The following is a 21,953-nucleotide window of genomic DNA, read 5'->3' on the forward strand; positions in this document are numbered from 1 at the left end:
CTCACCCCTGCACATACGCCTCATCGAAGAAGGCCAACTCCAATTCGACCGCTCGGTGCCAGATGCGCGACAACCTGTCTCGCACCGCGGCGGATTCCGCGTCCTCGCCAGTGGGGAAGACTCGCTCGAGTTCGTCGATGAGGAACTGCACCCACGCCCGGAAATCCTCACCACGGTGCAATTCGATCCACCCGGAATGGACTCGGCGTACAGGCATCGGTTCCGAGCGCTCGCCCCAATCGAGGTAGAGCCATTCGGCGATGACGAGCACGACCAGCAGGTCCGCGTAGGACGCCGAGTCGACGGCTTCGTACATGAGGTCACGGAAGCCCTCAGTCGGCCCAGTCAGCTGGGGGTCAGCGTAGTCGGTGGCAGGGACACCCACCTCGGCGAAGGCCGTGAGGAAATACGAATCCTCGTCGGCTTCGAGGAACCCGAGCTGTTTGGCAAACCGCAGCTTCGGCCCTACGGCATCGCCATAGGCAACGCATGCGCCGAGCATCGAGAGAAACGATTCGAAGAACTGGTAATCCTGGATCAGGTACTTCCTCATCACGGAGTCGTCGACCGTGCCGGCAAACAGTTCGGTGACGAATCTATGCCCGACCGCGGCCTCCCAAGCGGAAGACGCCTCCGCTCTCAGCGCCGCAACAGGCCCTCCTGGGGTCAGCCGAATGCTGCTGATCGTGTGTTTCGTGTCGACATCGCTCATCGGTGTCACTCCTCACTTCCTCCGCCGGTGCTTACCGGATCAGGTTCGAAGGGTCTGCTTGCGCACTCTCAGCGTCAGTCTTCTGGCGCTCCCCTGTGGTGTTTCGAGCCTAGCATCGGCGGCGCGTAGACTCACGACCATGGCTATCGCAAAGCAGCCCGTCATCGTCATCGATGCTCCCGACGCCGGTGAACTCGCGGAATTCTACGGAAAACTCCTCGACTGGCAGGTCAGAGTCGATGACGATGGCACCTGGGCAGAGATCACATCCGAATCCTGGCCCCCGATCTGCTTCCAGCAGGTTGAGGACTACCACGCACCCAGCTGGCCGGGGCAGTCCCACCCGCAGCAGATGCACATCGATGTCGTCGTCGATGACCTCGACGTCGCCGAGGCTGCCGTGGTCGAACTCGGTGCAGGGAAAGCCGTCGACCAGCCGGGGGACACCTTCCGCGTCTTCCTCGACCCGGCAGGCCATCCGTTCTGTCTCGTCCTGAACTGACGTTCTCACCAGCAGCCTCGAGCTGAGTCGAGACTAGAGTGATCACATGCACGTGATCACCTCTTTCGACGACCTCGAACCGGTTCCGTGGGCCAATGGGGCAGGGGAGACGACCGAGCTCGTCTCACTCATCCAGTCCCAGGCTCTGACCCCGAACCTTCGACGCTGGCGCCTGAGTATTGCGCGATTGGACCGTCCTGCTGCGTTCTCGCCGCTGCCGGGCTTGGCGCGGACCTTCCTCCCCATCGGCGCCGAGGTGGCCCTTGAGATCGATGGACAGGTGCACTCAGTGACGCCGGCAGCGCCGGTGAAATTCCGTGGGGAGCAGAACGTCTCCCTCAGCAGTCTGGAAGAGCCGTGCTTCGCGCTCAACCTCATGGTCGAGACGGATGACCAGGCCACCTCGGAGCAAAATGCCCTACAGATGACGACACAATTCACCGGTTCGGCGCTGTTCGCAGTCACCTTGGAATCGGGCCCCGGATACCCGAAATTCCAGCTGCTGGAACTCGAGCAGACGAACGTACTTCCGGGCCACCTCGGCGTGGCCATTCTGCACTGAAAAACGGGGCGTCGTGGGCGCCCGTTTTGGACCTGCGAATATCCTGCAAAGCGCCTGTCCTGTGCGTCACACAGGTCGGTATCATCGCAGGTCAGCGACCACAGAGTGGCCGTCTTCTCACAGCGTTGTCCCAGCCTTCGAAGAGGAGGGTCAGGAACCCCGAAAACAGCCAGCCGATACTGGACTCAGAGACCAGTCATCGGAGGTATTTTGGTGTCGAATCAGCATGAGTCATGCAGACTGAATGAGCAAGAATGCACAGCGGCCGCGCAGGCGTCTCAGACCCTGCCTCTGATCACCGAAGAACTCGCCGCCACACATGCCAGAAACACCCAGTCGGCACCGACGGCGACCTCGCTTGTGACCACACCGGTGATGCCACCGAATCCGATCCGACGCGAAGAAGCGCCGGTGCCAACTACGTCGACCGAGTCGGCGACTCGGATGATGCAGGAGAACACCACAGCCGTCGACGAATCGACTGCGAAGGACGAAGTCGTTGAGAAGGAAAAGAAGGAGAAGAGCGCCAACAGGGTTTCAGCGACTCAGCTCCTTGCCGGTGCTGCCGCCGCAGCCACCTCATCGGTCATCGGCGGACAACTGGGTGTCGCCGGAACGGTCGTCGGCGCAGGCGTTGCCAGCATCATCACCGGCCTCGCGGTGACTCTCTATACGAGCAGCCTCGACAAAGGCAAAGAGAAGATCAAAGAAGTCGGCACGAAGCTCGCTCCGGCCGTCAAAGCGAAATCACTCGGCGCCAAGACGCAGCGAGCGGCCGCGGTCGCAGAGCCCAAGGCGGACGCATCATCGAACGCCACCAGCACGTTCGGGAACCTGAGCGACCAGGCAGCCGACGATGCGAGCGCCGACACCAGAGGCGAGGAACCGAAGTCGTGGTGGCAGAAGCTGCGCCGCAAACGAGTCCTCTACCCGGTGACCATCGGGGTGGCGACCTTCGGGATCGGGCTGGGGGCCGTGGTCATGGCCGAGTCATTCACCGATGCCGATATCTCGCCCGGAACCTCACAGATCTCACGGTCCGTCTCCGGAGACTCCGGCACCGAGGACGAAACCGGCACCTCACAGGACAGCGGCGCCGACTCCGAATCCGGTGCAGACGGTGCGGGAAGTCAACCCAATCAGAACTCGAACCCGGGCACCACTGACAACGGTTCGACCGCGAGCCAGGGACAGTCCACCTCGGCGAACGAGGGCAGCTCCACCACCTCCACGGCGTCCGATCAGACAGGGACCGACCAGGGCACCGAATCCACCTCCTCCACGGCCACCGGCGAGGAGAGCAGCGGGGCTGGCAGTGACTCAACTTCATCCGGCAGCACCGGGGCAGACACCTCCGGCGGCTCGGCAGGCTCCTCCGACTCAGGTGCCAGTTCCGGTTCCCAAGATGGAACGGGAAGCTCCGGAGCCGGCAGCGCAGGCTCAAGCGGTTCTGGATCGAGTGGCGCAGGAAGCGGGTCCGGATCGGGGTCGGTCGGAAGCGGAAGCGGCGCGACGGCCGAAGGCTGAGGACCAGGAATATTTCCAGGGGCCGTCTCGGTTGAACCAGATAGGGAACCTGGATAGTGTGAAATTTGGCTGCGACAGTCTTCTGCACGCTGCCAGGAACTCGATATCAGGGGAGTCACGGTCGACCCTTCGCTTCAGCACATGTTGAGGCGTGCTGCTCGTCCTATGATGGATGAAGTGGACCGGGAAGATGACTCCCTGTCGCTCAATCGGTTGAAGGAGAAGCAATGACTAAACACGCTGATCATGAACATCCAGGATTCGACGGCACGAAGCCCTCGACGACCGAATCAGGTGCCCCACGAGAGTCCGACGCGCACTCGCTGAGTGTCGGAGCAGACGGCCCGCTCCTCCTCCACGATGTTGCACTCGTTGAGAAGCTGGCTCGGTTCGACCGCGAACGCGTTCCCGAGCGCAGCCCCCATGCCAAGGGATCCGGCGCCTTCGGCGAACTCGAGATCACTGCAGACGTCTCCGCCTACACCCGGGCGAAGTTCCTGCAGAAGGGCACGAAGACACCGATGCTCGCACGGTTCTCCACCGTCGCCGGTGAGCTGGGCTCACCCGACTCCTGGCGCGACGTGCGCGGATTCGCACTCAAGTTCTACACCGAAGACGGAAACTTCGACATGGTGGGCAACAACACCCCCGTGTTCTTCGTCCGCGACCCGATGAAGTTCCCCGACTTCATCCACTCCCAGAAGCGCACACCCGATTCGGGGCTGCGCAGCAACAACATGCAGTGGGACTTCTGGTCGCTCTCGCCTGAATCGGCGCACCAGGTCACCTATCTCATGGGACCGCGTGGTCTGCCCAAGACCTGGCGGAACATGAACGGCTACTCTTCCCACACCTACATGTGGGCCAACGAAGCCGGAGAACGGTTCTGGGTTCAGTACCACTTCCACACCGATCAGGGCGTGGAGAACATGAGCAACGAAGAGGCCGGCAAGCTCGCCGGTGAGGACGCGGACATCCATCGCCGCGACCTGTTCGATGCGATCGAGCGCGGCGACTACCCATCCTGGACCGTCAGCGTCCAGATCATGCCCTACGAAGAGGCCAAGACCTACCGCTTCAACCCCTTCGACCTCACCAAGACCTGGTCGAAGAAGGACTACCCGCTCATGGAGATCGGCAAGTTCACGCTCAATAAGAACCCGTCGAACCACTTCGCCCAGATCGAGCAGGCTGCATTCAGCCCCTCGAACACCGTGCCGGGCACCGGAATCTCGCCCGACAAGATGCTCATGGGCCGTGTCTTCTCCTACCCGGACGCGCAGCGCAATCGCATCGGCACGAACTTCAACCAGCTGCCGGTCAACGCTCCCGTCACGAAGACCAATTCCTATGACAAGGAAGGTCAGATGGAGTTCCACCATTCAGGTGATGCTCCGAACTATGCCCCGAACTCCTATGGCCGGTCCTACCAGGCCGAGGAGACTCAGGTCGAGGCACGGTGGGAATCCGATGGTGAGCTGGTCCGCAGTGCCGCCACTCTGCACGCAGAGGACGACGACTTCGGTCAGGCACACACACTGATCCGCGAGGTCTACTCCGAAGAGGAGCGTCAGGGTCTCATCGAAACCGTCGTCGGTGCACTCAAGGACGGCGTGGAAGAGCCCGTGCTCTCCAACGTCTTCCAGTACTGGCGCAACATCGATGAAGAGGTCGGCCGCGCCATCGAGGACAAGTACAAGTCCGAGACTAAGTGAGTCGGCTGGCGGAGTGAACTCCGCCGTCTGAACACACAGCAACCCTCCGGGAGCTGAGCCACTTTTAGCGAAGTGGCTCAGCGACCGGAGGGTTGCTGGCGTCTGTGCGAGCTCAGTCGTCGATCTCGTCGAGCAGCTTCTTCTCGTCGATGGCCAGCTGCTCCTTGTCGAGGTGCTGCATGAAGTGCTTCTTGCCCCTGGCGTACCAGAGCACAACGCTGATGATGAGCACCGCGAGGACCGCGATGGGGGAGTAGTTGAACGTCGAGATGGTGATCGGCAGCGTGGGCGGCAGGACGAACAGGATGCAGATCAGGATCACCCAGACGACTGCGACCCACCCGATGACCGCGCTCCAGCGGCCTAAGTTCCACGGACCCGGCTTGAACGAGTCGCCTTTGAGTCTGCGCAGCAGCACAGGTGCAACATAGGCGATGTAGAGCCCGATCACCGCCACGCTCGTCACCGCCAAGTAGGCGGTCTCATTGAACAGCGCAGGCACCGTCAGCACCGAGGACAGCACGATGCACAGCCAGATCGAGTTCGTGGGAGTTCCGGTGCGTGGGTTGACCTTCTTCCAGTACTTGGACCCGGGAATCGCGTCATCGCGGGAGAACGCGTAGCTCATCCGCGAGTTCGCCGTCACTGATGCCATGCCGCAGAAGAACTGGGCGCCGCAGACGATGAAGAGCAGGAACTTCGCCATCGTCGGATTGTTCAGAGCATCGAGGAACACCTGCGCAGGCGGCAGTCCCGTGGCGGTGGCGTTGAGCGCGGTCAGCCCTGCCTCGGAACCGTCTTGGATGGCGGCAGTGATCGAATACAGCAGGATCCAACCGCCGATGATCGAGATCAGCACGCTCATGACGATGCCCTTAGGCGCTGCGGTCGAGGCGTTCTTCGTCTCCTCGGCCACGTGGGCCGAAGCGTCATAGCCGGTGTATGTGTACTGGGCCATCAGCAGGCCCATGAGGAAGACGAAGGGCATGAACGTGAACCCGGTTTCGTTGTGCCAGGCCGTCATGGTCCAACTGAACGACTGGTGCTTCGTGGGCATGATCCACAGGGCAGCGACGATGATGAGCACACCGACGATATGCCACCAGGCAGAGACGCCCGAGAGCAGGTTGACCAGGTTGACCCCAAAGGTGTTGAGCAGACCGTGCAGAGTGATGATGACGAGGAACAGGATGAAAGTGTTGAGTGCGGTGGGCACGACACCGAAGGTCAGCGCCGCGAAGGCCATCATGGTCGTGGCCGCGCCGTAGTCGATGGCCGCAGTCACGGCCACCTCGCCGAGGAAGTTGAACCATCCGACGTACCAGGCCCAATGCCGTTTGTTGCGTTTGGCTAAGCGACCGGCCCAGAAATAGAGCCCACCGGCCGTTGGGTACTTCGAGCAGACCTCGGCCATGGCCAGCGCCACGCAGAGGACGAAGACGCCGACCAAGGGCCAGCCGATCGTGATCGCAGCCGGACCGCCCGACCCCAGCGCGATGCTGTAGGAGGTGATACAGCCGGCGAGGATCGAGATGATGGAGAAGGAGACGGCGAAATTGCCGAAACCCGACATCCCGCGCTTGAGTTCCTGTTTGTACCCGAGCTCGGCAAGACTGGCCTCATCGGCGCTGAGGGCTGGACCTGGTGTCGGGTCATTGGGTGGTGCGGCTTCATTGCTCATGGAGAACACCGTTCTTCTCGAAATGATTGTTTCCAGAGGGCTCGGTCCGCGGTTCCGAAGTGGTCGTCGCTGACCGATCGGCATCGTCGGGATCAGGCCCGCCGTCGGCGCAGGCCCCGAAACCGGCGCATGCGGAAGTCACGAAATTAGTGCGTGACGCAGTTCACAACTCTGTTCTGTCGTTGAGCTTCTCACCGCGGAAATGGTTTGTCAATAGGTATTTGCGCAGACCTAAAAACAGAACTGTCCTCAATTTATCCGGGACTATTGCGTATCAATGGTTCGGTGGCATACCTTAAATGTGAGAGTCTTCCCAAGCCACCACTGCAGCGAAGCGTGATCACCGCAGGAATGCAGAGCGTCGCAAAGATGCGCACGCGTCACCTGGGCGTGCTACCGAAAAGAGGAACCATGAGCGTGACTTCATCAGACCTGACCCTGGAACAGCTGCAGGCAGAGATCGCCGCCGGCCGCGTCGATACCGTGCTCGTCGCCGCCACAGACATGCAGGGCAGGCTCCAGGGCAAAAGGATCACCGGACGGTTCTTCATCGACGAGGTGATGGACAACGGCACCGAAGGCTGCAACTACCTCATGGCCGCCGACGTGGAGATGAACACCGTCGACGGCTACGAACTCACCTCCTGGGAACGCGGCTACGGCGACCTCAAGTTCGTCCCCGACTACTCGACCCTGCGCCGCATCCCCTGGCACCCGGCGACCGTGATGGTCCAATGCGACCTGGCCTTCCTCGACGGATCACCGCTGAGCGTCTCACCACGACAGGTGCTCAAGGCTCAGCTGGAGCGCCTCTCGACGCTCGGCTACGCACCCATCGGCGCCACAGAACTCGAATTCGCCCTCTACAACACCGGCTACCGCGAGGCGATGGGCAACGACTACCGGAACCTCGAAGCCGCCAGCACCTACAACATCGACTACTCGCTCTTCGGCACCGGCCAGGTCGAAGGCTACCTGCGACGCCTGCGCAATGAGATGGACGGCGCTGGCCTCTACACCGAAAGCGCGAAGGGCGAATGCAACCTCGGTCAGCTCGAGGTCGGCTTCCGCTACACCGACATGCTCACCACGTGCGACAACCACGTCGTCTACAAACTCGGCGCCAAGGAGATCGCGGACCAGGAGGGTAAGTCGGTGACCTTCATGGCCAAGCCCAACGACCGCGAAGGCAGCTCCTGCCACATCCACATGAGCCTCAGCGACACCAACGGAACACCGGTCTTTCCTGCAGGCCATGGCACCGAGATGTCCGAGACGATGAAGCACTTCGTTGCCGGCGTCGTCGCCACTCAGCACGACTTCACCTACCTCTACGCTCCGAACATCAACTCCTACAAACGCTTCGCCGACGGCTCCTTCGCCCCCACCGCCGTCGGCTGGGGATGGGACAACCGCACCTGTGCCGTGCGCATCGTCGGCCACGGCCCGGCACTGCGCTTCGAACAGCGCGTCCCCGGTGCCGACGCCAACCCCTACATCGCGACTGCGGCTCTCATCGCGGCCGGAATCCACGGAATCGAGAACAAACTCGAACTGCCCGAGGCCCTCGAGGGCAATGCCTACACACAGGACGTGCGGAGCATTCCGCGTCGCCTCCACGACTCCGTGGCCGCCTTCGGATCCTCCGACATCGCCCGCAGCGCCTTCGGCGACGAGGTCGTGGACCACTACACCCACGCCGGCAAAGTGGAGATGGCGGCCTTCGACGCAGCGGTCACCGATTGGGAGGTCCGGCGTGGCTTCGAACGACTCTGATCAGAACCCAGCCGCTGACCCGGGGCCCCACCGCCCACTCATCGGCCTGCCCACCTACTACGGCCGCGGCCAATTCGGAGTCTGGGACAGGGACGCGGCGTTCCTGCCCAGCGTCTACGTCACCGCCGTGACCAGGGCCGGTGGCCGCGTCGTCCTCCTGCCACCGGAAGATCCGTGGACGCTTGCCGAGGTGGCCGAACTCGACGGCATCATCCTCACCGGAGGCGATGACGTCGACCCCGCCCTCTACGATGCTCAGGCCCATCCCCGCACCCAGGCGCCCAATGTGCGTCGCGATTCCTTCGAGATCACCCTGTACCGTCACGCCCGCACCGCGAAGGTGCCGGTGTTCGCGATCTGCCGCGGCGCCCAGATCGTCAACACCGTCCACGGCGGAACCTTGCACCAGCACGTGCCCGACCTTGCGGACTTCGGCGCTCACGAGGCAGAGAAGAAGGACGAATTCGCCGAGGTGGCCGTGACGACTGCGCCCGACACCGCCGTAGCCGGCCTGATCGGAACCGGTGCCACAGTCAGGTGCCATCATCACCAGGCCATCGACCGCCTCGGCGATGGACTGATCGTCAGCGCACACGCCGCCGACGGGTGCATCGAAGCACTGGAAACCCCGGACGGGTCGATGCTCGCGGTGCAGTGGCACCCTGAAGAGACACTCGAAGATCTGCGCCTGTTCACCGGACTCGTCGAGGCCGCGGCACGACGCGCACAGAAGACGAAACCCGCACCACCACTGAACGCCACACCACCACAGACGAAGGCGGAGGCCCACCGATGACCGAAGTGATCAACCCCGCGACCGAGGAGCTCATCACCTCGGTCGAATCGCACAGCGCCGAGGCGACGAAGGATGCGATCGGCCGGGCCGCCGACGCCTTCACCCGGTGGCGGACCACGGCACCAGCCGAGCGAGCCGAACTGCTGCGCGCCTTCGCCCGCGCTGTCGACGCCGATATCGACAACCTCGCGGCACTCGAAGTCGCCGAGGCCGGACACACCATCGGCAACGCCCGGGGCGAGGCCGGCAACGTCCGCGACGTCCTCAACTACTTCGCCGGGGGAGTAGAACGCCACCTCGGCGATCAGATACCAGTGGCCGGGGGCGTCAATGTCACCTTCAACGAACCACTCGGAGTCGTTGGCATCATCGTGCCATGGAACTTCCCGATGCCGATCGCCGGCTGGGGGTTCTCACCGGCACTCGCCGCGGGCAACACCGTGGTCCTCAAACCCGCCGAGCTGACCCCGCTGACGGCGATCCGCCTCGGCGAACTGGCCCTGCAGGCCGGAATCCCCGACGGAGTCTTCCAGGTCATCCCCGGCAAGGGCTCGGTCGTCGGACAGACGTTCACCGACGATTCCAGGGTCGCGAAGATCGTGTTCACCGGATCGAGCGCGGTGGGCGAGAAGATCATGGCCGACGCGGCCAAGACGATGAAGCGCACGACACTGGAACTCGGCGGCAAGTCCGCGAACATCGTCTTCGACGACGCCGACCTCGAACTCGCCGCAGCCACCGCACCCTACGGAGTCTTCGACAACGCCGGCCAGGACTGCTGCGCGCGCTCGCGCATCCTCGTCCACGACTCCGTCTTCGACCGATTCATGGAACTCCTCGAACCCGCAGTCTCCGGAGTCGTCGTCACCGACCCCAGCCGCGAAGAGGCAGAGATGGGTCCACTCATTTCCGCCAGCCACCACGAGAGCGTGGCCGGCTTCCTCGACGGCGTCGACATCGCCTTCACCGGCAGCGCCCCCAGCGGAGCCGGCTACTGGATGGCGCCGACGGTCGTGCTTCCGAAGTCACCGAATGATCGCATCGTCACCGAGGAGGTGTTCGGACCCGTCGTGACCGTCCAACGCTTTCGTGACGAAGCCGAGGCGATCACCATGGCCAACGATTCGCCCTACGGACTCTCGGGCTCGATCTGGACCCGCGATGTCGGCCGCGGACTGCGCGTCGCCCGGGGCGTCGACTCCGGCGCTCTGTCGCTGAACTCCCATTCCGCGGTGCGCTACTCGACCCCGTTCGGCGGGTTCAAACGCTCCGGCATCGGCCGCGAACTCGGCCCCCACGCGATGGACTCATTCACGGAGACGAAGAACCTCTTCATCGCCACGGACTGAGCCGTCTCAATCTCCCCACGAACACCACCACCAGGCAAAGGACACACCATGAACGACACAGCAGGCGGGGACAACCAGATCATCTGCCGGCGCCTCCCGGGACGCACCGCCGTCGTCACCGGGGGCGCCAGCGGCATCGGGCTTGCCACCGCGAAACGCCTCGCCTCCGAAGGCGCGAACATCGTCATCGCCGACACCAACGCAGACTCAGGGACAGCCGCCGCCGAGGCGGTCGGGGGCCTCTTCGTGTCCACCGACGTCACCGACGCGGACCAGGTGGAGAACCTGTTCCAGACGGCCTTCGACACCCACGGCAGCGTGGACGTCGCCTTCAATAACGCAGGTGTCTCCCCACCGGCGGACGCCTCGATCACGGAGACCAGCCTCGACGTGTGGCGCAAGGTCCAGGACATCAACCTCACCTCGGTCTACCTGTGCTCGAAGGCGGCGCTCAAACACATGCGCAAACAGGGCCGTGGCTCGATCATCAACACGGCCTCGTTCGTCGCGCTCATGGGATCGGCGACCTCCCAGATCTCCTACACCGCGTCGAAGGGCGGAGTGCTGGCCATGTCACGGGAACTCGGTGTGGAGTTCGCGAAGGAAGGCATCCGCGTCAACGCACTGTGCCCGGGACCGGTGAACACCGAGCTGCTGCGCGAACTCTTCGCCAAGGACCCGGAGATGGCGGCCAGACGTCTGGTGCATGTGCCGATGGGACGCTTCGCCGAGGCGTCCGAGATGGCTGCGGCCGTGGCCTTCCTGGCCAGCGACGATGCCTCATTCGTCACCGCCCAGTCGTTCACCGTCGATGGAGGGCTGACCAACGCCTACACGACCCCGCTGTGAGCAGGGATAGCATGATGTCGAGTGATGCAGCATTGACATGAGACGACGGGAACGCGAGTGACTCAGGCAGATGAAGCGCAGGCCTCCGGCAGCCAGGTGACGGCGCTGCGGGCCATCGCCCCTGCGCGCTCGGGCAACATCTTCGAAGAGACGATCGAGTGTCTGCTCCAGATCATCCGCCTCGGGATCATCCCGCCGGGTCAGCGCTTCCCACCCGAACGCGAACTCGCCGAGCAGCTGCGGGTCTCCCGCGCAACCCTGCGTGAGGCGATCTCGGAACTCCAGACCGCCGGCTGGGTCAATGTTCGCCGAGGTCGCGGCGGCGGAACGTTCGTCTCCAGCACTCCCGCAGGCGGCTGGGCTCCCGCCTCCGCCTCCGACGCCGGTGCGAACATCGGTGCCGAATTCTCTGCGGTGGAGGTCGAGGACACCCTGACCTGGCGTCGTGTCATCGAGATGGGCGTCGCCGAGGTGGCCGCTGGGCAGGATCTCACCGCCCCCCAGCGGGGTCAGCTGGCTGCGGCGATGGACACGAGCCGGCAGTCGAGTCTGGCCGAATACCGGCGCCTGGACTCCCAGCTGCATCTGACCTGGGCGCAGGTCACGGGATCGCCAAGCCTGGTGCGCTCCATGGTTGAGAGCAGGACCCGGGCGAACAAACTGCTTGAGCGGATTCCGATGATCGAGCCCAACCTCGTCCATTCCCACGAACAGCATCAGCGGATCCACAATGCGATCCTCGCCGGCGACGCGGCCGCGGCCCGCACAGCCATGGCCGAGCATCTCGACGGCACCGCCGCACTGCTGCGCGGCTTCCTCGCCGAACCCTGATCACGAGAGGGCCCCGGATCACGAGCAGCCTCGAAGCCCGCCTCAGCTCTTCCGGTCTGCCTCCTGCTGGGCACGCTGGGCGATGCGGCCACCGGCGAGGACCATGTCGATCTGCCGAGGTGAGAGCGTATGACGGAATTCGAACGACCGTCCACCCACCTCGGCGCTGATCGTCTCACCGGCACCGAGCTGATCGCGCAGGCCACGGAACTCAAGGACATCGCCCTGGGACAGGGTCTCGTAGTCGTCCTCGGTCGCGAACTCGAGTGCCAGGACACCGAAGTTCGCGAGGTTCTGCCAGTGGATACGGGCCAGAGACTTGGCGATGACGATGCGCAGACCCAGGTAGCGCGGGGCGATCACGGCATGTTCACGCGAGGATCCCTGACCGTAGTTCTCACCGCCGACGATGGCATGACCGCCATCGTGCGCCGCGGCACGCGTGGCATAGGTGTCGTCGACCTGGATGTAGACGAACTCGGAGATCTTGGGAATGTTGCTGCGATAGGGCAGAACACGGGAGCCGGCGGGCATGATCTCGTCGGTGGAGACGTTGTCGCCGACTTTGAGCAGGATCTCGAGGTCGATGTCCTCGGGCAGCGGTTCGAAGTCCGGCAGCGAGGAGATGTTCGAACCCTTGACCAGTTCGACCTCGCGGGCCTCCTCCACAGGAAGCGGCGGCACCAGCATGGACCTGTTGGCGGAGAATTTCTCCGGCAGCCGCACCTGTGGGTAGTCCATGTCGAGGTCCCGGGGGTCGGTGATGCGCCCGGTCAGAGCCGCAGCCGCCGCCGTCTCCGGCGAGCACAGCCAGACCGCGTCCTCGTCGGTGCCGGAGCGTCCGGGGAAGTTCCGGGGCATGGTCCGCAGACTGTTGCGACCCACAGCCGGGGCCTGGCCCATGCCGATGCAGCCCATGCAGCCGGACTGGTGGATGCGCGCACCGGATCCGACGAGCGACGTCAGCCAGCCGCCGGCGATGAGATCGGCGAGGATCTCCCGCGAGGTCGGGTTGACATCGAGGGACACCTGCCCGTGGACTTGGCGGCCCTCGAGGATCTGGGAGACGACGGCGAAGTCACGCAGTCCCGGATTCGCCGAGGAGCCGATGACGACCTGGAAGACCTCCTCATCGGTGCACTCGCGCACGGGACGGACATTGCCCGGCGAGGACGGTGCTGCGATGAGGGGTTCGAGCGCTGAGAGGTCGATCGAGTCGGTGAGATCGTATTCGGCGCCCTCATCGGCGACGATGCGGGTGAAGTCCTCACCTCGATCGCTGGCTTCGAGGAACTCCCTGACCGCGTCATCGGCAGGAAAGACGGTTGCGGTGGCACCGAGTTCGGCACCCATATTGGCGATGACATGGCGGTCCATGGCACTCAGTCCCCGCAGCCCCTCGCCGTGGTATTCGATGATCTTCCCGACCCCGCCCTTGACCCCATGGCGGCGCAGCATCTCCAAGATCACGTCCTTGGCAGAGACCCAGGGTGGAAGCTCGCCGGTGAGTTCGACGCCCATGACCTGCGGTGCCGCGATATAGAGAGGGTCGCCGGCCATGGCCATGGCGACTTCGAGCCCGCCGACGCCGATGGCGAGCATCCCCAGAGCACCTGCGGCGCAGGTGTGGGAGTCGGAGCCGATGAGAGTGGCACCCGGTTTGCCGAACCGTGACTGGTGCACGGGGTGGGAGACGCCGTTGCCGGCAGGGGAGAACCAGAGGCCGAAGCGCTGCGCGGCAGAGCGGAGGAACATGTGGTCCTCCGGGTTCTTCTCATCCGTCTGGAGCAGGTTGTGATCGACGTACTGCACAGAGGTGTCCGTGCGGATCCGGTCCAACCCCAGGGCCTCGAGCTCGAGAGCGACGAGGGTTCCCGTCGCATCCTGTGTCAGCGTCTGATCGATACGGACCCCGATCTCGTTTCCGGGCGCCATCGTCCCGGATTCCAGATGTGAGCCGATGAGCTTCTGGGCGAAATTCTCAGCCATCGTCAACCTCCTTGCGGTGGTGGCAGTGCACGCACTCACGTGGTCTGTCCACGTTAGCCCTCGGACTGCGGCCCGACAAGAGTAGTGTGCCGCCATCGCCAAGAAGCGCATACTGGTCCTATGCCGGAACTGCCCGAGGTCGACGCACTGGTGACATTCCTGCGCCCACGCATCGTCGGGGAGTTCGTCACCCGAACCGACATCGGCGAGCTCAGCATCCTCAAGACCGCAGACCCGCCGCTCGAAGCTCTCAACGGTCTCGAGATCACCGGAGTCTCCAGGGTCGGCAAGTCCCTCATCGTCGCCTTCGACGGGCTCGAGCTGGTGTGCCGCTTCGCCCGCGCCGGGTGGCTGGTCTGGCATGAATTGGTGCCCACGGGCCCGGTCAGGATGGGCAAAGGTCCCTTGGCTCTGCGCCTCCACCTGGCTTCCGGTGCTGGGTTCGACATCAGCGAAGCGGGCACGAAGAAGAACGCCGCGGCCTCCCTCGTGGCCGATCGCAGCGAGGTGCCGGCCATCGCGAACGCGGGACCCGATGCGCTGTCCATCGACGCCGCTGAGTTCACAGCGACGCTGGCCGGATCGACTGCACGGATCAAGACCGTGCTCGAAGACCAGTCGCTCATCTCAGGCATCGGCAATGCCTACTCCGACGAGATCCTCCACACCGCCCAGCTCTCGCCCTTCGCCACGGCCAACGGCGTCGATGCGCCGAGCCTTCTCGACACGATCCGCGAGGTCCTCGGCCACGCCCGCGTGGCTCTCATCGATCTGCCGCCGGCGAAGGTCAAGGCGGCGAAGAAGCGCGGATTCCGCGTTCATGGACGCACAGGGAAGACCTGCCCGGTGTGCGGTTCGACCATCGCAGAGGTCTCCTATTCCGATAAGTCGCTGCAGTACTGCCCCGGCTGTCAGACCGGCGGAAGGAAGCTCAGCGATCGCCGCATGGACCGGCTCCTCAAATAGCCAGTTCCGTGCTTGACCGAGTGTGCTGACAAGGGAATTTATGCGCCCGGGGCCGTCGTTGCACGAGGTGAGTGAGAACGCGCGGTACAGCGCGTGAATTGCCCACCGACACCTCGAGGACACAGGAGCATCATGACGCAGCAGATTCAGATCCCGGGCACAGACCTGAGCATCTTCCCCATCAACCTGGGCACCAACACCTTCGGCTGGACCGCCGACGAGGCCACATCCCATGCCGTCCTCGATGCGTTCGTCGCCGCCGGCGCAACTTCCTCGACACCGCCGAGTCCTACCCGGCGTGGGTGCCCGGCAACACCGGCCGGGAGTCAGAGACGATCATCGGCACCTGGCTCGCTGCCCGCGGCAACCGCGACAAGGTCGTCATCGCCACGAAGGTCGGTGACCACCCCGAGCACCAGACGCAGGACCCCTCCTATATCCGCACCGCCATCGATGCCTCCCTGCAGCGTCTCCAGACCGACTACGTCGACCTCTACTACGCCCACCGCGATGATGAGGTGACCCCCATCGCCGAGGTGGCCCGGGTCTTCGATGAGATCGTGCGTGCCGGTAAGGCCAAGCACATCGCCGTGTCCAACTATTCCAAGGACCGTCTGACCGAGTGGCTGGCCGTGGCAGAGGCGGAGAACCTGGCCAAGCCGGTGGCGATTCAGCCCCAGTACAGCCTCGTCTTCCGTCGTGACTACGAGACGGAACTGGCTCCGCTGGCACGCGAGCACAACCTCGGCGTCTTCACCTACTTCAGCCTTGCCGCAGGATTCCTCACCGGTAAGTACCGCACCGAGACCGATCTCGAGGGTGCCAGCCGCGGCGGCATGGTGCAGGGCTACTTCAACGCCGATGGGCTCACTGTCGTCGACGAGATGGTCACTATCGCCGAAGCCCACGACGTGGCACCGGCGACTGTGGCGCTCGCCTGGCTGCTGGCCAAGGGGATGACCGCTCCGATCGTATCTGCCCGTACTCCTGAACAGCTCGATGACCTGATGGCTGCCCCGGAGCTGACTCTCAGCGAGGACGAGGTCACTCGTCTGGATCGGTCCTCGGCGCCCTTCGCCTGATCAGCAGCGGCCGCATCGCGATCAGACCGAGGACCGGCCCCGGCAGCAGCAGCCATACGGCGCTCACTCCGATCGTTGCGATGAGGCTCTGCAGAATGACGATGCTGATGACGCTGACGGCGAAGCCGAGGGAATTCATCGCCGTCAGCCCCGTTCCCGTCAGTTCTGCGGGAGCATGGCGGGCGGCGAGTTCCGAGAACTGCGGAGAGTCGGCGATGACGAGGAGGCCCCAGAGTGCCAGGGCCGCGATGAGGAGCGGGCCGACTTCGGGCAGCAGCGGGTAGATCAGACACATCAGTCCGGACCCGGCGAGTGCTGTTGCGGCGACCTTGGCACTGCCGGTTCGGCGACTGATGATTCCACCGGCCACGCATCCGAGGACGCCGGAGGCGATGACGAGGAAGCTCGTCGTCGCCAGGGCGGTGGGGCTGCCTGGGTGAGACAGGGCCGCAATGACAAGTGTGGGCACGACTGCCCAGAAGGCGTAGAGCTCCCACATATGGCCCACGTATCCGAAGACGGCGGCGCGAAACATCCGTTCGCTGAACAGTCGGCGCAGGGCCGGGCCCTCGGCGACAGCTGGCGACGCGGGACGTGTCGACTCGGGACGTGGCGGCGCAGTCGCGTCCGCCGGCTTCTTCTCGCGGCCGGAGGTCGCTGTCCCGCGATGAGAGATCGCTGCGATGAGTCCGGCTCCCAGGACGGCCAGAGCAGATGAACCCCACATGATCGACTGCCAGGGGAGGGCTGCGCCGACTGCCGACAGGAACTGCGGCATCGCGGTGCCCAGGGTGAGCATGGCCACGAGCCAGGCCAGAGCCTGCGCGGATTTCGCCTGGGCCCGCTTGACGATCATCTTCATCCCCATCGGATAGATGCCTGCGAGGCTCATTCCGACGGCGAAGCGGGAGATCCAGACGAGAACGAGGTCCGAAGGGCCGAGCGTCCACACGAAATTCAGTGCAGCACCGACGAGGCTGGAGACGATGAAGATGCGTTCGGGCGGGAAACGGTCGGCAATCCCGGTCGCCGCGCTCAGCAGCGTTCCGGCGATGAAGCCGATCTGAGTTGCCGCAATCAGCCAACCGAACTGTGCCGGTGTCGAACCGAGCCAGGCAGAGAGGCCGTCGACGGCACCACTGGGGCTGAACCACAGAGACGTGCCGAACCACTGTGCCACGACGATGGCCAGGACAGCGGCTCCTGTGCCCCGTCCCGCCCACGACTTACCGACAGCCATTGTCTCTCCTGCGCGACGATGCGTTTCCAGATCGCTGACAGGCCAATCGTGTCATGCGCCAGCGCTGGGGGACACCCCATGGGCGCGCATGGCCACCTTGGCGATGCCGGTGAGGAAGTCATCAGTCGACGAGCGCTGAGCAACCGGGGTGTGTACGCGTTGGACCAGGGCCTCGGTGATCCCGCCGACGATGATGAGACTGGTCAGGCCGCCGTCGTCTGGTCGCAGCGAGGACGTCGAGCCGGGCAGGGTGAAGACGGACAGCACGCTTTCGAATGCCGAATCGACCGCGGCGGCGAGCATGCGCATCGTCGCTCTGCGTCTGGCTTCGAGGGACTCACTGACTCCGACGGCCTCGACCTCGAGGACGCGGGCCTTGCGCTCGTCGCTGAGCATCGGCATCAGGGCGGTGGAGACGATGCGGATGGTGGCCTCGAGGAGGCTGGTCCCGGCCGGAATCGTCAGCGTCGTCAGGGCTTGCCCGATCTCCTCGTTGAGGATGATGTAGAGCTCTTCGAGCAGCGATTCCTGTGCCGTCAGCGACTCCTGCCCGGCGTCTGATCTGCGGGCGGGGAAGAGGTCGTAGAAGGAGCGGCTCGAGACCCCTGATTCCTGACACAGTGCCTGGATCGACGTCGCGCGAAAGCCGCGTGTTCCATACAGTTCGAGGGCTGCGGCGAGGAGCCTGTCGCGTCGGGCCCCGTCGCGGTCTGTCCGGGACGTCCCACGCCACAATCCCGCCGAGTCGGTGTCGGCGGAATTGTCGGGAGCAGGAATATTCATTCCCCCAGTATAGTGAAAAGTCTGATTTTCAATGGCAGTATTGTGACATGCCTTACAACGTCAGACAGAAACATCGAGCCCCAGCGATCACCGAGGAGATCCGACCAGACCCCGCACTGCCGCGGGTCTGCGTCATCGGCGCCGGAGCCTCGGGCCTCGCCGCCGCCAAGGCCCTCTACACCGCAGGTGTGCCCTTAGACTGCTTCGAGAAGGGCAGCGAATTCGGCGGCAACTGGCTCTTTGACAACCCCAACGGCGTCAGCGCCTGCTACGAGACCCTGCAGATCAACACCTCCTGCCCGCGCATGGCCTTCTCAGACTTCCCGATGCCCGCGGAATACCCGCACTACGCCAGCCACGATCAGGTCTATGCCTACTTCCGGGACTACGTCGACCACTTCGGCTTCGGCCACACGATCACCTTCAACACCGAAGTGACCCACGTCCGCCGAGGTGAGCGCGGCGGTTGGGATGTCGACATCCGTTCCACCACCGGCTCGTCCCACGACCACGCCGGGCGCCAGTCAGCAGTGACGGAGACCCGCCATTACGATGCCGTGATGGTCGCCAACGGCCACCACTGGGATACCCGTTGGCCCGACCCCGGCTACCCGGGCCAGTTCGACGGAGAGCAGATCCACGCCCACGACTACCGCAGCGGAGACCAGCTCGAGGGCCGCAATGTTGTGGTCGTCGGCGCTGGCAACTCCGCGATGGACATCGCCGTCGAGGGCTCTCATCGGGCGCGCTCCGTCAATCTCTCCATCCGCCGCGGCCAATGGGTGATGAAGAAGACCCTCTTCGGTCTCGCTGCCGACCAGATTGCCCTGCCCGGCTGGGCTCCGTGGTGGGTGACATCGGCACGACTGCGCATCGCCGCACTGCTCTCCGGGGGACTGCGCCGATACGGTCTGCCCACTCCGCCCCACACACCCGGCCAATCGCATCCGGTGCAGTCGGATGCCATCAGGGACCGCCTCGGCGCCGGTGCGATTACGGTGAAACCGGGCATCGAACGACTCGACGGGGACCGGGTGGTGTTCACCGACGGGAGCCAGGCTCCGGCAGATCTCATCGTCTGGGCCACCGGCTACCGGGTGAAATTTCCGTTCTTCGATCCGGACCTGATCTCTGCCGAGGGCAACGATCTGCCGCTGTTCAAACGCATGGTCCATCCCGACCGGCCGGGCCTGTTCTTCATCGGTCTCCTGCAGCCCGTCGGGGCCGTGATGCCGCTGGCCGAAGCCCAGTCCAGGCTGGCCGTCAAGTCGCTCACCGGGGAATACGTGCTGCCGGACCGGCAGGAGATGGTGCGGCGGATGCATGAGGACGATCGCCGCAACAAGCGACAGTTCTACGATTCGCCCCGGCATACGATGCAGGTCGACTTCGACCACTATCTGCGGGAACTTGATCGTGAGACGCGAACGGGGCAGCAACGCGCCCCTCGCAAGGGAAAGGTGGCGGCATGAGTGAGAAGCGTTCCCTGAACGGACAGGTTGTGGCCATCACCGGCGGTGCCAAAGGTATCGGTCGGGAGATCGCCGCCGAATTCACAGCCGCCGGGGCGAAGGTGGCCATCGGCGACATCGACCTCGACGCAGCCCAGGAGACAGCCGCGCAATTGGGTGTGAGTGCCCACCGGCTCGACGTCTCAGACCCGGAATGCCTCAACGCGTTCCTCACCGAGGTCACCCACGAGCTCGGGCCCATCGACATCTTCGTCAGCAACGCAGGGATCATGTGGGTCGGTCCCTTCGCCGAGGAATCGAACGCAGTGGCCCGGGCACAGATCGAGGTCAACCTGCTCGGCGTGATCAATGGGATCAAAGCCGCAGCACCGGCCATGGTCGCTCGTGGTGGGGGCCACCTCATCACCGTGGCCTCGGCGGGTTCCATTCTGCCCACCCCGGGGGAGGCGACCTATGCGGCCACGAAGCACGGCGTGCTCGGCTACCTCAAAGCCATTCGCGCGGAACTGCGCGGCAAGGGCGTGCGGATCACCTCGATCATGCCCGGGGTCGTCGATACGGCACTGGCGGCAGGGACCTCGAGTGGTGCGGCGAAGCTGCTCACCCCCGCCGAGGTGGCCCGCAGTGTAGTCAAATCCGCACTCCGACCCCGGTTCGAGATCACCGTGCCCGGTTTCATCGGCCCGGCCGTCAAGGTGGCCAATCTGCTGCCGCTGGCGATCCGCGACCGACTCTTCGGGGCGATGGTGCCTAACCAGCTGCTGGCGCGCAAGAATCAGCGGCAGGACTATGAGGCTTCGTTCACCGCAACTCGGCGGTGAGGAGTCTCAGGCGACGATCTCGTCCTTGGGTTCGACGGTGTGGGCGACGGCTGCGCCGATGACCGTGCCGATGGCGATCGAGAAGAACGTTGCGCCCGCCGCAAGCATGCTGCCCGCGACTCCGCTGCCGTCACCGAACTCGAGCTGAGAGGCGTTGAGCAGGCCGAATGAGCCGGGGGCGACGATGAGGAAGGCGGGGACGTAGCTGATGCGCCAGATCGGCCCTCGCGGCAGGCGGGAGAGGATGACGGCCACGAGTGAGGCGGCCAAGGCTCCGGCGAGACCGCCCACGGCGGCCCCGAACTCGGCACCGATGCCCAGCTGCGCCGTCGCGGCGGCCGCGATCGTGACGAGGATCGGCACCGTGTGCTCGAGCGGGGTGTAGAGGTAGAGCATCAATCCGATCGTGGCGCAGAGGACTCCGAGGGCCGATAGCTGCCAGGCCGAGTCAGCGAGTTGGGAGTTCCGCAGCGCCTCGGCGCCGCTGCCCGTGATCGCGGCCGCACCGGCGACTCCGGCGATGAACATCGCCAGCTGCACCGAAGCCGAGACGAGCCGTGAACTGCCGGCCGAGAGCGCTCCCGCGGAGATCTCCGTCAGCCCGGTGACCACGGCGCTGCCCGGAAGCAGCAGCGCCAGTGTCGCGACGATCGTGCGCAGGGGACTCTCAAGCCAGTCGAGCCGGTAGCCGATGAGGACGATGACGGAGACGATGAACGCCGAGCTCACCGGCAGCAGCGGATTGAGATTGGGCCAGCGGCCGTTGATGGCGAGGACACCGGCGACGATGAGTGAGCCGAAGGCCGCGAAGGCCAGGTTGACCAGGCCGGGCTCGAGCAGCAGACACAGCCCGATGCCGATGGGTACGGCGCCGAGGTTGGAGAGCCACCCGGGCCAGCGCGGCGGCGCCGCGTGGACCTCGGTTTCGATCTTTAGTTTGGCGGATTCGATCGTGAGTCGCCGGGCCCGCAGCGCATCGACGATGTCGAGAAGTTTCGCGGTCTGATCAAAGCGCAGATCAGGACCGATGCGTTCGAACTTCGTCGAATCCCCGGACCCGGAGGTGAGGAACAGACCGCGAGGAAGAGCGGCGACGCGAAGTTTTCTGATGCCCATGGTGCGGGCAAGGCCGGTCAGGGCGTCCTCGACGTCGACGGAGGAGATCCCACCCGCAAGCAGCCCGGCCCCGATGGTGACCAGCAGCTCCTGGGCGGCAGCAGGTGAATCGGTTTCCTCGGTCACTGTCACACCCCTCTCATTCGCAGTCCGGCCGACGAGATCGAAGACTACCAGCAGGGGC

At 64.5% G+C, this 21,953-nt stretch carries 19 protein-coding genes and 1 riboswitch; of the genes, 13 read left to right on the forward strand and 6 right to left on the reverse strand.

Annotated elements, in window-relative coordinates; genetic code table 11:
- Position 1 precedes the first annotated feature (1 nt).
- On the reverse strand, positions 2 to 712 hold the full coding sequence (locus tag PGC08_RS03795; RefSeq protein WP_009881552.1) for a TenA family protein: 711 nt from the start codon (positions 710 to 712) through the stop codon (positions 2 to 4).
- Positions 712 to 817, reverse strand: a riboswitch (TPP riboswitch). It overlaps the preceding gene by 1 nt.
- A 34-nt stretch (positions 818 to 851) precedes the next feature.
- On the opposite strand from PGC08_RS03795, the gene PGC08_RS03800 reads away from it, so the two are divergent.
- The 4 genes from PGC08_RS03800 (at position 852) to PGC08_RS03815 (ending at position 5,018) form a co-directional block, all read left to right on the forward strand.
- Complete coding sequence (locus PGC08_RS03800; RefSeq protein WP_009881553.1) at positions 852 to 1,214, forward strand: VOC family protein; 363 nt, start codon at positions 852 to 854, stop codon at positions 1,212 to 1,214.
- 46 nt (positions 1,215 to 1,260) lie between these two features.
- Positions 1,261 to 1,776 carry a HutD family protein gene (locus PGC08_RS03805; protein ID WP_009881554.1) on the forward strand — a complete coding sequence of 172 codons (516 nt, stop codon included), beginning with the start codon at positions 1,261 to 1,263 and terminating at the stop codon, positions 1,774 to 1,776.
- 411 nt (positions 1,777 to 2,187) lie between these two features.
- Positions 2,188 to 3,303 carry a hypothetical protein gene (locus tag PGC08_RS03810; RefSeq protein WP_271709555.1) on the forward strand — a complete coding sequence of 372 codons (1,116 nt, stop codon included), beginning with the start codon at positions 2,188 to 2,190 and terminating at the stop codon, positions 3,301 to 3,303.
- 227 nt (positions 3,304 to 3,530) lie between these two features.
- Positions 3,531 to 5,018 (forward strand): catalase, encoded by a 1,488-nt coding sequence (locus PGC08_RS03815; RefSeq protein ID WP_096158241.1) that lies wholly within the window; start codon positions 3,531 to 3,533, stop codon positions 5,016 to 5,018.
- Positions 5,019 to 5,130: 112 nt separating this feature from the next.
- On the opposite strand, the gene PGC08_RS03820 is transcribed toward PGC08_RS03815, so the two are convergent.
- A complete protein-coding gene (locus PGC08_RS03820; protein WP_096146507.1) occupies positions 5,131 to 6,699 on the reverse strand; it encodes an amino acid permease in 1,569 nt (522 codons plus the stop codon).
- A gap of 411 nt (positions 6,700 to 7,110) precedes the next feature.
- Here PGC08_RS03820 and PGC08_RS03825 point away from each other — a divergent pair, with 411 nt between their 5' ends.
- Genes PGC08_RS03825 through PGC08_RS03845 form a run of 5 tightly spaced genes read left to right on the forward strand, consistent with a single transcriptional unit; the run spans position 7,111 to position 12,300 of the window.
- Positions 7,111 to 8,475, forward strand: coding sequence for a glutamine synthetase family protein (locus tag PGC08_RS03825; RefSeq protein WP_096162264.1), 1,365 nt, complete (start codon positions 7,111 to 7,113; stop codon positions 8,473 to 8,475).
- A complete protein-coding gene (locus PGC08_RS03830) occupies positions 8,456 to 9,271 on the forward strand; it encodes a gamma-glutamyl-gamma-aminobutyrate hydrolase family protein (protein WP_240689311.1) in 816 nt (271 codons plus the stop codon). The genes PGC08_RS03825 and PGC08_RS03830 overlap by 20 nt, the downstream gene beginning before the upstream one ends.
- Positions 9,268 to 10,620, forward strand: coding sequence for an aldehyde dehydrogenase family protein (locus tag PGC08_RS03835; protein WP_271709556.1), 1,353 nt, complete (start codon positions 9,268 to 9,270; stop codon positions 10,618 to 10,620). The genes PGC08_RS03830 and PGC08_RS03835 overlap by 4 nt, the downstream gene beginning before the upstream one ends.
- 48 nt (positions 10,621 to 10,668) lie before the next feature.
- Positions 10,669 to 11,469 carry a 3-oxoacyl-ACP reductase gene (locus tag PGC08_RS03840; protein WP_271709557.1) on the forward strand — a complete coding sequence of 267 codons (801 nt, stop codon included), beginning with the start codon at positions 10,669 to 10,671 and terminating at the stop codon, positions 11,467 to 11,469.
- A 57-nt stretch (positions 11,470 to 11,526) separates the two neighbouring features.
- Entirely contained in the window at positions 11,527 to 12,300 is a 774-nt protein-coding gene (locus tag PGC08_RS03845) for a FadR/GntR family transcriptional regulator (RefSeq protein WP_271709558.1), read from the forward strand.
- Between the two features lie 42 nt (positions 12,301 to 12,342).
- Here PGC08_RS03845 and PGC08_RS03850 read toward each other — a convergent pair whose 3' ends face one another.
- Positions 12,343 to 14,289, reverse strand: a complete 1,947-nt coding sequence (locus tag PGC08_RS03850) for an aconitate hydratase (RefSeq protein ID WP_271709559.1) — start codon at positions 14,287 to 14,289, stop codon at positions 12,343 to 12,345.
- A 120-nt stretch (positions 14,290 to 14,409) separates the two neighbouring features.
- On the opposite strand from PGC08_RS03850, the gene PGC08_RS03855 reads away from it, so the two are divergent.
- Positions 14,410 to 15,255 (forward strand): DNA-formamidopyrimidine glycosylase family protein, encoded by an 846-nt coding sequence (locus tag PGC08_RS03855; RefSeq protein WP_271709560.1) that lies wholly within the window; start codon positions 14,410 to 14,412, stop codon positions 15,253 to 15,255.
- A gap of 302 nt (positions 15,256 to 15,557) precedes the next feature.
- A complete protein-coding gene (locus tag PGC08_RS03860; protein ID WP_333937570.1) occupies positions 15,558 to 16,337 on the forward strand; it encodes an aldo/keto reductase in 780 nt (259 codons plus the stop codon).
- On the opposite strand, the gene PGC08_RS03865 is transcribed toward PGC08_RS03860, so the two are convergent.
- A complete protein-coding gene (locus tag PGC08_RS03865; protein WP_271709561.1) occupies positions 16,300 to 17,577 on the reverse strand; it encodes an MFS transporter in 1,278 nt (425 codons plus the stop codon). The genes PGC08_RS03860 and PGC08_RS03865 overlap by 38 nt on opposite strands.
- 51 nt (positions 17,578 to 17,628) lie before the next feature.
- Positions 17,629 to 18,360 carry a TetR/AcrR family transcriptional regulator gene (locus PGC08_RS03870; RefSeq protein WP_096160363.1) on the reverse strand — a complete coding sequence of 244 codons (732 nt, stop codon included), beginning with the start codon at positions 18,358 to 18,360 and terminating at the stop codon, positions 17,629 to 17,631.
- Between the two features lie 47 nt (positions 18,361 to 18,407).
- Here PGC08_RS03870 and PGC08_RS03875 point away from each other — a divergent pair, with 47 nt between their 5' ends.
- Entirely contained in the window at positions 18,408 to 19,832 is a 1,425-nt protein-coding gene (locus tag PGC08_RS03875; protein WP_135448117.1) for a flavin-containing monooxygenase, read from the forward strand.
- Positions 19,829 to 20,653 (forward strand): SDR family oxidoreductase, encoded by an 825-nt coding sequence (locus tag PGC08_RS03880; RefSeq protein WP_125187760.1) that lies wholly within the window; start codon positions 19,829 to 19,831, stop codon positions 20,651 to 20,653. The genes PGC08_RS03875 and PGC08_RS03880 overlap by 4 nt, the downstream gene beginning before the upstream one ends.
- Positions 20,654 to 20,659: 6 nt before the next feature.
- On the opposite strand, the gene PGC08_RS03885 is transcribed toward PGC08_RS03880, so the two are convergent.
- Positions 20,660 to 21,901: a threonine/serine ThrE exporter family protein gene (locus tag PGC08_RS03885; protein WP_271709562.1), complete on the reverse strand. Its 1,242-nt coding sequence runs from the start codon at positions 21,899 to 21,901 to the stop codon at positions 20,660 to 20,662.
- Positions 21,902 to 21,953 lie beyond the last annotated feature (52 nt).

This window comes from Brevibacterium sp. BDJS002 (assembly GCF_028201555.1).
GTDB lineage: Bacteria > Actinomycetota > Actinomycetes > Actinomycetales > Brevibacteriaceae > Brevibacterium > Brevibacterium aurantiacum.

What these genes read in the sequence shown, in the direction of transcription:
- PGC08_RS03795 (WP_009881552.1), bottom strand. Translation starts at nt 712, where the DNA reads ATGAGCGATGTCGACACGAAACACACGATCAGCAGCATTCGGCTGACC.
- PGC08_RS03805 (WP_009881554.1), top strand. Translation starts at nt 1,261, where the DNA reads ATGCACGTGATCACCTCTTTCGACGACCTCGAACCGGTTCCGTGGGCC.
- PGC08_RS03850 (WP_271709559.1), bottom strand. Translation starts at nt 14,289, where the DNA reads ATGGCTGAGAATTTCGCCCAGAAGCTCATCGGCTCACATCTGGAATCC.
- PGC08_RS03820 (WP_096146507.1), bottom strand. Translation starts at nt 6,699, where the DNA reads ATGAGCAATGAAGCCGCACCACCCAATGACCCGACACCAGGTCCAGCC.
- PGC08_RS03880 (WP_125187760.1), top strand. Translation starts at nt 19,829, where the DNA reads ATGAGTGAGAAGCGTTCCCTGAACGGACAGGTTGTGGCCATCACCGGC.
- PGC08_RS03800 (WP_009881553.1), top strand. Translation starts at nt 852, where the DNA reads ATGGCTATCGCAAAGCAGCCCGTCATCGTCATCGATGCTCCCGACGCC.
- PGC08_RS03840 (WP_271709557.1), top strand. Translation starts at nt 10,669, where the DNA reads ATGAACGACACAGCAGGCGGGGACAACCAGATCATCTGCCGGCGCCTC.
- PGC08_RS03855 (WP_271709560.1), top strand. Translation starts at nt 14,410, where the DNA reads ATGCCGGAACTGCCCGAGGTCGACGCACTGGTGACATTCCTGCGCCCA.
- PGC08_RS03815 (WP_096158241.1), top strand. Translation starts at nt 3,531, where the DNA reads ATGACTAAACACGCTGATCATGAACATCCAGGATTCGACGGCACGAAG.
- PGC08_RS03865 (WP_271709561.1), bottom strand. Translation starts at nt 17,577, where the DNA reads ATGGCTGTCGGTAAGTCGTGGGCGGGACGGGGCACAGGAGCCGCTGTC.
- PGC08_RS03870 (WP_096160363.1), bottom strand. Translation starts at nt 18,360, where the DNA reads ATGAATATTCCTGCTCCCGACAATTCCGCCGACACCGACTCGGCGGGA.
- PGC08_RS03825 (WP_096162264.1), top strand. Translation starts at nt 7,111, where the DNA reads ATGAGCGTGACTTCATCAGACCTGACCCTGGAACAGCTGCAGGCAGAG.
- PGC08_RS03875 (WP_135448117.1), top strand. Translation starts at nt 18,408, where the DNA reads ATGCCTTACAACGTCAGACAGAAACATCGAGCCCCAGCGATCACCGAG.
- PGC08_RS03835 (WP_271709556.1), top strand. Translation starts at nt 9,268, where the DNA reads ATGACCGAAGTGATCAACCCCGCGACCGAGGAGCTCATCACCTCGGTC.